The following is an 11,811-nucleotide window of genomic DNA, read 5'->3' on the forward strand; positions in this document are numbered from 1 at the left end:
GGTGAAGCCTAAGGCTTCACCTTTTTAACCACTTATTGATACATTAAATATTTTTATTGATTTTGGACCTATAAAATTATTTATTTGTTGATATTCTTTTGATAAATACATTTCATTTTGTACTTCTTTTAAATTTCCTGAAATTGATCCACCAGTTATTGGAAGCTTATTTTTACCATCATAGTACCATCCAAACCTTATTTCAGAACCAAAATCACCAGTTAATGTATCTACATCAAATCCTGAAAATTCTATTAATTCTAAATGAGGCTCTTTTTTCAATTCATCTAAAGTTTTATTTCCACATTCAACTACTACATTGTTTATGTTTCCTGTTGGTTCTATATTTAAATAATGAGAATACCTTAAATTACCTGAATATCTTTTTAATTTTCCGTTTTTTATTAATTCAACTTTTTCTAATGGTATTCCGTCTTCATCATATAAATTAGCTCTTGTTGAGTTTTTCATTAAAGGATCCAAAGTTATATTTATTTTATCTCCATTAATTTTATCTCCTTGTATACTTTCTCCAACTTTAAAATTAGAATACTGTTGATACACCATTGCAGCATTTGATTGTTCAACATAATAATCAAACAAATTTCTAACTGAACTTCCAGTTAATAAAACTGGAATATCTTTTACTGAAGGCGTCGATTGTGCAATTGCTCTATATTTTGCTATTTCAAATTTTTCCTTTATTTTACTGCTTATAAAATCTTCTACATAATCAGAAAAATTTATTATTTCAAATAACTCTATTTCTTCATTTCCTTTCCAATTAACTATAAATTCAAGCATTCCATCATATTTTTCATATTCAACATCTATACCATTTGAATTCAACAATCTTATCTTATTTTTTGTTAAAAATAATTCAGCTGAATTTATCCAACCATCTTTATACTTATCATTTTTAAAAATTTCTTTTGTTAATATAGGTATCCACTCTTCCATACTTTTTTCATTAAATTTATTACTTAAGGTATTTTTATTTTCTTTTGGCATTGCAAGAGGATAGTACTCATTCTTTACAAATTTTGCTGAAAAATAAGCATCTTCTATATTAGTTTTTATTTCTTCTTCTGTCATAGTTGGATGAATATTTGTTGTTGAATGTCCTTTATATTTTTTTTCATTTTCTTCAAAATCTCTGTAAATAGTTAAAATTATTTCATGTGTTTTTGTTGCTCTATTCATATCCAACTCTTTTCTTATAAAAAATAACTCTTTTGAACTACTATTTTTTTCTATAATTTTCCAATCTTTTATTTCATTATATGAATTGAGAATATTCTTTATTTTATCAATCATTATCCCAACCTCGCTTTTGTTTTTATATAAGGACCACCTGCTGAAACTTTTACCCATTCTTTATAACCTTTTCCACAAGCTCCACTACCAGATAATTTTAAATCTTTAGAAACCATGGAAATATTTTTTAGTAATTCAGGTACATAACCAGTTAGTATTATTGGAGAATAAATATTATCTGTTAACTTTCCATCTTTTATTTCAATTGCAGATAATATCATACATTGAATTCCCCAATTTTTAGGATCTTCCATACCACTCATTTCATCTACAAGATATATCCCTTCTTTTATTGACGAAAGCATTTCTTCAAAAGAACTATCTCCAGGTGCAAAAAAAGTATTTGTCATTCTTGCATATGCTTTTCTTTTATAACTTTCTCTTTTTCCATTTCCAGTTGGTTTTGTTCCAAGTTTTAAAGCTGATAATAAATCAGATATTCCTCTTTTTAAAATACCATTTTCAATTATTTTTGTATCAGTTCCAATTGTTCCTTCATCGTCAAATAAATAAGACGAAACATGATTTGCAGACTTTGCACCATCATGCATATTAACTAATTTTGAAGCAACTTCTTTATTTAAATACTCTTGTGCCTTTGCTCTATTTTTTACAAACATGTCCATTTCAACACCATGACCAAAAGCTTCATGTGCAATTAACCCTGAAATTTCAGGACTGCAAATAACATCGTATACACCAGGCTTTATTTTTTTTGCATTCAATAAATTTTCAGTATGTCTTATTGCTTTTTCATAATTATCTTCCATTTCATCAATTATCTCTAAACCTTTTAATCCTGAAAACGCTTTAAAAGAATACTTTATTTCATCTTCCTTTTTTAATATTGGAACCACATAAGCTTGACTCCATATATAAGATTGTTTTAATTCCTTGTTTTTAGAAATAAATATTTTAGAAACTTTTTCCCAATCAAAGTTTAACTTTAAATCTATTAATTTATCAGAAAGTTTAAATGCTTCAGCTTTTATTTTTGAAAGTTTTTCTATTATTTCATTTGTCTTCATTTCTTCTGGAAGGATCTTTACATCTCCATAAAATTCATCTTTTATTTTTTCTTCATCTATTATTGGATAAGTTGAAATAGATATTTCATCAATATTTAATTTATTTATATTTAAAGCTTCTTTTTTTATGGATTCAATTATATCATTGAAATTATTTTCAGAAAGTTCATTAAAAGAGTATTCTGTATAATTTTTACCATTGTACACTCTTGCAACAAAACCCCTTTCATTCCACATTCCATCACTTACTCCAATTTCCTTACTACTAACTTTATAAGACTTTCCAATAGAATCTGTTCCAAGAATAGAAACATACTCAAAATCATTTGAAAGATTATCAATGATTTTTTTTAATAAATCTATCTTTGAGTCTAAAAAATCTGATTTTTTTACCTTCATTTTTTACCTCCTCTAAAATAAAGTTATTTAAAAACTGAATTAAATGGTTTTTCACCATTTAATGCTTTTATTATACCTTTTGCAGCCATTTCTGCCATGTTATTTCTTGTTTCAATTGTTCCACTTCCTATGTGTGGAGCCAAAACTACATTTTTTAATTCTTTAAGCCCTTCTGTTAATTTTGGTTCATTTTCATAAACATCTAAGCCTGCACCAGCTATTTTATTTTCTTTTAATATTTTCACTAAATACTTTTCATCTACAACAGGTCCTCTTGCTGTGTTTATTAAGTAAGCTGTTTTTTTCATTAAATTTAATCTTTCTTTATTCAATAAATGATATGTATTTTCAGTTAAAGGTGTATGTAAAGATACAAAATCTGAATTTTTCAAAAGTTCATTCAAATCTAAATATTCAACACCAAGTTCTTTTTCCTTTTCTGATGGCAATCTATTTCTTTTATAATAAAAAACTTTCATATTAAATCCTTTTGCTCTTCTTGCAAAAGCTTGACCAATTCTTCCAAAACCTATTACTCCAAGTGTTTTACCATAAATATCATTTCCAAGAAAAAGTTCTGGTTTCCAACCATTGAATCTTCCTTCTCTAACAAAATTATCACTTTCAACTATTCTTCTTGAAACTGCCATCATTAAAGCCCAAGCTAAATCTGCAGTAGTTTCAGTCAATACATCTGGTGTATTTGTAACTTCAATCCCTGATTTCTTTGCATAATTAAAGTCTATGTTATTATATCCAACAGCATAATTTGCAATTATTTTTAATTTATTTTTTCCAGCATCAATAACTTCTTTATCTATTTTATCTGAAAGCATTGTTAACATTCCATCACTTTCACTTGCAAGTTTTTTTAATTCTTCTTTAGTTAAAGCTCTATCTTCTTCATTTGTCCATACATCATATTTTTCTTTTAATAAATTAATTCCTTTTTCTGGAATTTTATAAGTTATAGAAATTTTCATAATCCACCTCCAAAAACTAAATCATAATTATGATACCATACTTTTTAAAAATATTAGCATAACGTATTTAATTTTATATATTTCTTATAATTAAAGATTATTTCTTTTAATTATAAATAATTGTTTAATATTATTTGTAATTATTTCTCTTAAGATTTTTATTTTTATTAAAAAAGAGTTAAAATGAGAGATGATTCATATTAAAATGAGAGATGATTCATATTAAAAGAGGTGAATTTATGAATATAGGAATAATTGGAATTGGAACATACATTCCTTCAACCTTTATAACATCGAAAGAACTTTCTTTAGAAACTGATATACCAGAAGAAGTTATATTGGAAAAATTTGGAATAATTAAAAAACCTATTGCAGGGCCAAGAGATACTACAACACATATGGCAATTGAAGCTGCAAAAAAAGCTATTAAAAATGCTGGTATTAACCCTAAAGAAATAGATTTAATAATTTGGAATGGTTCTCAACATAAAGATTATCAAAATTGGCTGGCTGGATTAAAGGTAGCAGATGAAATTGGAGCAACAAATGCTTGGTCATTTGACATGGAAGCGATGTGTGGCTCTATGATGGCTGGTATAGATGTTGCAAAATCTTTAATGTTAACTCACAAAAATATAAAAACTGTTTTATTAGTAAGTGGATACAGAAATAATGATTTTATCAATTTAAAAGAAAAGTCAACTACTTTTATGATTGATTTGGCTTCAGGTGGTTCAGCCTTAATTATGAAAAAAAATTCAAATAAAAATTTAATTCTTGAAAGCTCTTTTAAAGGTGATGGTTCTTTTTCTGAAGATTGTATTATACCTGTTGGAGGAAGCAAAAATTGGCCTTTACAAAAAGAAGATGTTGCAAAGAATTATTTTGTAGTAAAAGATATTGAAAAATTTAAAACAAAATTAAAAGAAAAAACTATGTCAAATTTCTTTTTAGTAATAAAAGAAGCATTAAAAAAATCAGGTAATTTAACTTATAAAGATATTGATTATTTAGCGATATTACATTTAAAAAAATCTGCGCACGATGCCATTTTAAATGAATTAAATTTGAATGAAAACCAAACTACTTATTTGAATAATTATGGCCATATGGGGCAAAATGATCAAGTTTTATCTTTAGAATTAGGTTTAAAAGAAAGGAAAATAAAAGATGGAGATATAGTAGTTCTTGTTGGAGCTGGTATAGGTTTTGTTTGGGCTTCAACTGTAATAAAATGGGGAAAAGGAGATGTTATTTAATGAAAAACAAAGTTTGTGTAGTTACAGGTGGTGCTCAAGGAATTGGTAAAGCAATTGTAGAAAACTTTATAAATGAAGGAGCAAAAATTGTCTATGCCTTAGATACAAATGAAAAATTATTAAAAGATTTAGAAATCCAAAATAAAAATGTAATAGGATATGTTTTGAATGTACTTGACAGAGATGCAATAAAAATATTTGTAGATGAAGTAAAAAATAAATATGGAAAAATAGATGTTCTTGTAAATAATGCAGGCATTACAAAAGATGGCTTAATTCAAAAAATGTCAGAAGAAGATTGGAATATGGTAGTTGATGTAAATTTAAAAGGTGTATTTAATATGACTCAAGAAATTGTAAAAATAATGTTAGATAATTCTTTTGGCAGTATTGTTAATATGGCTTCTATAGTTGGCGAAGTTGGAAATATAGGACAAACTAATTATGCTGCAACTAAAGGGGGAGTAATTGCAATGACAAAAACCTGGGCAAAAGAGTTTGCACGTAAAGGTCAAAATATAAGAGTTAATGCCGTAGCTCCAGGTTTTATAAAAACACCCATGACAGAAAAAATTCCTAAAAAAGTTATTGAAAGTATAAAAAGTAAAATAATTTTAAAAAGAATGGGAGAAGCTTTTGAAATAGCAAATGCAGTTACTTTTTTAAGTTCTGAAAAATCATCTTATATAACTGGTCATGTATTAGATGTAAATGGTGGAACTATATTATAATAAAAAAGGTGTGATTTTTATGTGGAAAGAGTTATATAATAAAAAACTTAAAAACATAAATGAAATAATGAAAAAATTACCCAAAAAATGTATTATTGTTACAGGATTAGCTGCAACAGAATCTCAAGGGCTACTAGAAAATTTAAATAAATTTAAAGACCATTTTGAATATGTAAAAATAATAACTTGTTTAAATATGAAAGAATACGCTTTTACTTTTGAAAAAAATAATGAAGGGAAATTTGAAAATCATACTTGGTTTATGAGTGATCCGACAAGAAAAGTTAAAAAACAAAATATAAATACCGTAGATTTCATTCCAAATAATCTTCATATGGCCTCACATGACAAACTTTCAAGTATAAAAGAAGAACAATTACCTATAATTTTTTGGGGAACGGTTACTCCTATGCATGAAAAAAATGGATACTTTAATCTTGGAATTTCTAATGTTTATGAAATGGATATTTTAGAAAATGCAGAAAAAGTAATATTAGAAGTAAATGAAAAAATGCCTTGGATACATGGTGAAACACAAATTCATATAAATCAAATTGATTTTATTTTTGAAAATACATGGGAATTACCAACATTAAATATCGTAGAACCAAAAAATTTAGAATCAAAAATAGCTAAAAATATAGCTTCTTTGATAAATAATGGTTCAACAATACAAATTGGAATAGGTGGAATTCCAAATGCCATAGCTAAACTTTTAAAAGATAAAAAAGATCTTGGTATTCATACAGAAATGTTTACGGAATCAATGATAGAATTATTTGAAAATGGTGTAATTACTAACATGAAAAAAAATTTATGGAAAGGTAAATTTGTCTGCACTTTTGCTTTAGGAAGTAAAAAAATGTATGAATGGTTAGATAATAATCCCGGAATTCAATTAATGCGCGGAAATTATGTTAATGATCCTTATATAATTGCAAAAAACGATAATATGATTAGTATCAATACAGCAATTTCAATTGACTTAACAGGACAGGTTTGTTCAGAAGGATTTGGCACTAAACAATTTTCTGGAACTGGTGGACAATTAGATACACATAGAGGGGCTATAAAGAGTAAAAACGGAAAAGGGATTATAGCTTTAAAATCTACTGCAAAAAATGAAACTATCTCTACAATAGTTCCAGTTTTACCTTTAGGTTCTCCCGTTACTGTTCCAAGACAAGACTTAGATTATGTTGCAACAGAATATGGGGTAGTACATTTACGTGGAAAAAGCATAAAACAAAGGGTTGAAAATTTAATATCTATTTCACATCCTAAATTTAAAAATGATTTAAGAAAAAAAGCAAAAGAATATGGATATTTATAGGAGGAAAAAACAATGAGAAAAGTATATATAGTAGAAGCAAAAAGAACAGCAGTAGGAAGTTTTGGAGGAGCATTAAAAGACTTAACAGCATCGGAGTTAGGTGCAATTGCAATAAAAGAAGTAATAAAAGATGTTGATCCCAAAAATATAAATCAAGTAGTAGTAGGAAATGTATTACAAGCGGGACAAGGGATGGGACCAGCAAGGCAAGCATCGATAAAAGCAGGCATACCAGTAGAAGTTCCAGCATATACAATAAATATGATATGTGGAAGTGGAATGAAGGCAATAATGCTTGCAGCAAATGAAATAAAATTAGGAGCAGACTTAGTAGTAGCGGCAGGAATGGAAAGTATGTCAAATGCACCATACAACTTACCTTCAAAATCAAGATTTGGAAGTAAGTTTGGAGATATGAAAGTAACGGATCATATGATACGAGAAGGACTTTGGGATGTATTCAACGACTATCATATGGGAGTAACAGCAGAAAACTTAGTAGAAAAATATGGAATAACAAGAGAAGAAATGGATGAACTATCAGCAATGAGTCAAAACAGAGCAGAAGAAGCAATAAAAGCAGGAAAGTTTAAAGATGAAATAATACCAGTAGAAATAAAAACAAGAAAAGGAACAGTAACAGTAGATACAGATGAATATCCAAGATTTGGAACAACAGCAGAAAAACTTGCAAAATTAAGACCAGCATTCAAAAAAGATGGAACAGTAACAGCAGGTAACTCATCAGGAATAAATGATGGAGCAAGTGCAATGCTATTAGCATCAGAAGAAGCAGTAAAAAAATATAACTTAAAACCAATAGCAGAAATAGCTGCATATGATCAAGGAGGAGTAGATCCAGCATACATGGGAATGGGACCAGTTGCAGCAATAAGTAATCTCTTTGAAAAATATACAGAATATGAATTAAAAGATATGGAATTATTAGAATTAAATGAAGCCTTTGCAGCACAATCATTGGCAAATATAAAGGCACTTACAGAAAAGTATAACTTAACAAAAGAATGGTTTACTGAAAGAACAAATGTAAATGGAGGAGCAATAGCAATAGGGCATCCAATAGGAGCATCAGGAAACAGAATAACAGTAACTTTAATACATGAAATGAAAAAGAGAAATTCAAATGTAGGATTGGCATCATTGTGCATTGGTGGCGGTATGGGTACTGCTATTGTTATTAAAAATATTAAATAAGGGGGAAACAAAATGAAGAAGTTATTATTTATTTTTATCATTTTCACTTTAAATTTGAATATTTTTGGAACTATTACTGACAATGAGATAAAAGTTGGATCTTTTCAAGCTTTATCTGGACCAGTTGCTTTTATTGGACAACCAATGACAAATGGTATGAAAGCATACTTTAACTATATAAATGATAATGGTGGAATTTATGGAAGAAAAATTAATTTTATTGTAGCAGATGATCAATTTAATCCTGCAAAAACAACTGTAGAAGTTAAAAGACTTGTTGAAAATGATAAAGTGTTTGCAATTGTTGGTGGATTAGGAACGCCAGGATGTTTAGCAGTAATGAAATATTTAAATGATTCAAAGATTCCTTTTGTTTATCAAGGTAGTGGTTCATCATTATTGGCCATACCACCTAAAAAATATATTTTTCCTGTTCAACCTAATTACACACTTGAAGGAAATATTGTTATTAATCATCTCATAAAAGATAAACATGCTAAAAAAATTGCCATAGTATATAGAAATGCTGATGATGGTAAAGAATTTCTTAACTCTGCAAAAAAAGCTTTAGAAAAAAATGGAATGGAGCCAGTTGTAAATATAGCAATAAACCCTACCGCAAACGATTTTTCAACAGAAATGACTAAATTAATAGCTGCAAGACCTGATTCAATTGCTGTAATGTTATTTAATCCTCAAACAATTAATTTTGTTAAACAGGCAAAACAATATGGTTTAAAAAATCAAAATTATATTTTAACTTATGCTAATGCTGATATTACTTTTATAAAATATGCTGGAAGTGCAGCAGAAAATGTAGAAGCCATGGCATGGGTTGATGTTGATTTTTCTAATACAGATCTTCAGGTTTTTAAAATTTATCAAAAATATTATAAAGAATTACCAAATGCTTATGCAATTGCTGGTATGATCGCAGCAGAAACATTTGTTGAAGGATTAAAAAGAGCTGGAATAAATTTAACAACAGAAAATTTTATAATGGGAATGGAAAGTATTCACAAATGGAATGGCGTAGCTGCTCATGAAATTACATATGATAAATTAAATAATGAAAATTCAAGAATGGGTAAAGAATCAATGTATGTTTTAAAAGTAAAAAATGGTATTTGGGTAAAAGCAAGTGATTGGATTAATTATTCAAAATAAATATTGAGCGGGGTTATAAAACCCCGCATTTTTTAAAGAGGTGAATTTTTATGCTTAATATAAAAGATATAACTGTTAAATTTGGTGGATTAAAAGCTTTAGAAAATTTATCATTCACTATACAAAAAAATACAATACACTCTTTAATTGGACCAAACGGTGCTGGTAAAACAACTTTATTTAATGTTATAACAAGAATTATTAAACCAAACAAAGGAAATATTTTATTTAATAATGAATCGTTATTAAATTTAAAATCCAATGAAATAATCTATAAGGGGATAACAAGAACATTTCAAAATTTACAGCTGTTTAATTATATGAATGTTTATGAAAATATTTTATCTGGATACGTTCATACCTTTAATAAAAATTCTTTTAATGATAAAAAATTAAAATTAAAAGCATATGATGTCATTTTAGAAATTTCTGAATTGCTACAAATAAAAAACAGATTATTTTCTTATCCTTATCAATTATCTTATGGGATTTTAAAAAGAGTAGAAATAGCTCGTGCAATAGTTTCTAAACCTAGTTTAATACTTTTTGATGAACCTGCTGCAGGCTTAAATAATCAAGAAACTTCAGAAATTCTTTCCATTTTAAACTTATTAAAAAGTAAAGGAAAAACTATTTTACTTGTCGAACATGATATGTCTCTTGTAATGAAAGTTTCTGATGAAATAACGGTTATAAACTTTGGTAAAAAAATTGCTGAAGGAGCACCAAATGAAATTTCTTTAAATGAAGAAGTAATAAATGTTTACTTGGGAGGAGGAAAAAATGTTAAAAAAAATATTAGAAATAAATAACTTAATGGTCAACTATGGACAAGTTAAAGCTGTTAAAAATATTTCATTTGAAGTAAACAAAGGGGAAATTGTATCTATTTTGGGGTCAAATGGTGCAGGAAAGACTTCAACTCTTTTTGGAATAATGAATGTTGTAAAAAATAAAGGAAGAATAAAGTTTAAAGGTATCAATATATCAAATATACCTACTTATAAAAGAGTTAAATCAGGATTGATTTTATGTCCAGAAAACAGAAGAGTATTTTATGAACTCTCTGTTGAAGAAAACTTAAAAATGGGGGCTTTTATTCGTGGAAACATCAAAAAAAATTTAAAAAAAGTTTATGACTTATTTCCAAAACTCTATGATAGAAAAAAACAAAATGCAGGATCTTTATCAGGAGGAGAGCAACAAATGCTTGCAATTGGACGTTCTTTAATGGGAGATCCAGAGTTATTTATGTTAGATGAACCTTCTCTTGGCTTAGCTCCAATAATAACAGATGAAATTTTTAATATATTGTTAAAATTAAAAAAAGAAGGTATATCTATTTTATTAGTTGAACAAAATGCTATAAAATCTTTAGAAATAAGTGATAGAGCTTATATTTTAGAAAATGGAAAAATTATTCAATCTGAAAATGCTAAGGAACTTTTAAATAATAAAAAGATCAAAAAAGCATATATTGGAATGTGAGGTGAACTTATGTTAATATTACAAAGTGTAATTTTAGGTATACCACAAGGTGCTTTATATGGACTAATGGCCATTGGTATATCTTTAATATTTAAAACTGTTGGAGTAATGAATTTTTCTCATGGACATGCAGGAATGATTGGGGCTTATGTTGCATTTTCATTATATTTAATAACAAATAATTTTTTTGTATCTATAATTTTAGCAATAATTTTTGGATTCTCACTTGGACTATTAATAGAAAAATTTTTAATGAGGCCAATAAAACATTTATCTCATGGAGCTATGTTAATAATAACTTTGGGATTATTAATGGTATTTGAAGGATTGGCAATAATGATATGGGGAACAGAATTTAAAGTATTACCAGAAATTATTTCTCTTCCACCAGTTATTTTAAATTTAAAAGAAAATATTTTAGTGATGCCCGGAAATGATATATTTATAAGTATAATAGCTATTTTTATTTCCTTAAGCCTTACAATATTTTTAAAGTTTACAAAAATTGGAACAGCCATAAGAGCTCGTTCTCAAGATGAAATAGGTTCTGATGTTGTTGGAATAAATGTAAATTTGGTTGATTCTATAGTTTGGGGAATTGGAATATCTATTTCAGTAATAGTTGCTATATTGATTTCACCAAAAACTTACGTTAATCCTAATATGATGGTTAATATGCAATTATATGGTTTTACTGCTGGTGTTATAGGAGGTTTTTCAAGTTTTTTTGGTGCAATAATTGGAGGGTTAATACTTGGAATATTAGAAAAAATAGTTGGAATGTATATTTCACCTGATTATCAATTATCAATTATATTATTATTAATTATATTAGTATTAGTTTTTAAACCAACAGGATTGTTCGGTAAAAGATCCGAAGGGAGAGTTTAA

The 11,811-nt window shown here is 27.3% G+C and carries 11 protein-coding genes; 8 read left to right on the forward strand and 3 right to left on the reverse strand.

The genetic code is table 11. From position 1 onward, the window contains the following. Positions 1-24 precede the first annotated feature (24 nt). The 3 genes from IGS63_RS08460 to IGS63_RS08470 are packed head-to-tail and all read right to left on the reverse strand — an operon-like array spanning position 25 to position 3,727. Positions 25-1,317 (reverse strand): metallopeptidase TldD-related protein, encoded by a 1,293-nt coding sequence (locus IGS63_RS08460; RefSeq protein WP_190614109.1) that lies wholly within the window; start codon positions 1,315-1,317, stop codon positions 25-27. Beyond that, positions 1,317-2,744, reverse strand: coding sequence for a TldD/PmbA family protein (locus IGS63_RS08465; protein WP_190614111.1), 1,428 nt, complete (start codon positions 2,742-2,744; stop codon positions 1,317-1,319). Before IGS63_RS08465 ends, IGS63_RS08460 begins: the two co-directional genes overlap by 1 nt. A 23-nt stretch (positions 2,745-2,767) precedes the next feature. Further along, positions 2,768-3,727, reverse strand: a complete 960-nt coding sequence (locus tag IGS63_RS08470; protein ID WP_190614113.1) for a 2-hydroxyacid dehydrogenase — start codon at positions 3,725-3,727, stop codon at positions 2,768-2,770. 239 nt (positions 3,728-3,966) lie between these two features. Here IGS63_RS08470 and IGS63_RS08475 point away from each other — a divergent pair, with 239 nt between their 5' ends. The 8 genes from IGS63_RS08475 to IGS63_RS08510 are packed head-to-tail and all read left to right on the forward strand — an operon-like array spanning position 3,967 to position 11,811. Next, positions 3,967-4,986: a 3-oxoacyl-ACP synthase gene (locus tag IGS63_RS08475; RefSeq protein WP_190614115.1), complete on the forward strand. Its 1,020-nt coding sequence runs from the start codon at positions 3,967-3,969 to the stop codon at positions 4,984-4,986. Further along, entirely contained in the window at positions 4,986-5,717 is a 732-nt protein-coding gene (locus IGS63_RS08480; RefSeq protein ID WP_198423044.1) for a beta-ketoacyl-ACP reductase, read from the forward strand. The genes IGS63_RS08475 and IGS63_RS08480 overlap by 1 nt, the downstream gene beginning before the upstream one ends. A gap of 19 nt (positions 5,718-5,736) precedes the next feature. Further along, complete coding sequence (locus IGS63_RS08485; protein WP_190614119.1) at positions 5,737-7,050, forward strand: acetyl-CoA hydrolase/transferase family protein; 1,314 nt, start codon at positions 5,737-5,739, stop codon at positions 7,048-7,050. Positions 7,051-7,062: 12 nt separating this feature from the next. Then, complete coding sequence (locus tag IGS63_RS08490; protein WP_190614120.1) at positions 7,063-8,265, forward strand: acetyl-CoA C-acetyltransferase; 1,203 nt, start codon at positions 7,063-7,065, stop codon at positions 8,263-8,265. Between the two features lie 12 nt (positions 8,266-8,277). Further along, a complete protein-coding gene (locus tag IGS63_RS08495) occupies positions 8,278-9,432 on the forward strand; it encodes an ABC transporter substrate-binding protein (RefSeq protein WP_190614122.1) in 1,155 nt (384 codons plus the stop codon). A gap of 50 nt (positions 9,433-9,482) precedes the next feature. Further along, on the forward strand, positions 9,483-10,244 hold the full coding sequence (locus IGS63_RS08500; protein WP_190614124.1) for an ABC transporter ATP-binding protein: 762 nt from the start codon (positions 9,483-9,485) through the stop codon (positions 10,242-10,244). Further along, positions 10,216-10,920, forward strand: a complete 705-nt coding sequence (locus tag IGS63_RS08505; protein ID WP_190614126.1) for an ABC transporter ATP-binding protein — start codon at positions 10,216-10,218, stop codon at positions 10,918-10,920. Before IGS63_RS08500 ends, IGS63_RS08505 begins: the two co-directional genes overlap by 29 nt. Positions 10,921-10,929: 9 nt before the next feature. Continuing rightward, the gene (locus IGS63_RS08510) at positions 10,930-11,811 is read left to right on the forward strand and encodes a branched-chain amino acid ABC transporter permease (protein ID WP_190614128.1); all 882 of its coding nucleotides are present in this window, start codon (positions 10,930-10,932) and stop codon (positions 11,809-11,811) included.

This window comes from Tepiditoga spiralis (assembly GCF_014701195.1).
Classification (GTDB): Bacteria; Thermotogota; Thermotogae; order Petrotogales; family Petrotogaceae; genus Tepiditoga; species Tepiditoga spiralis.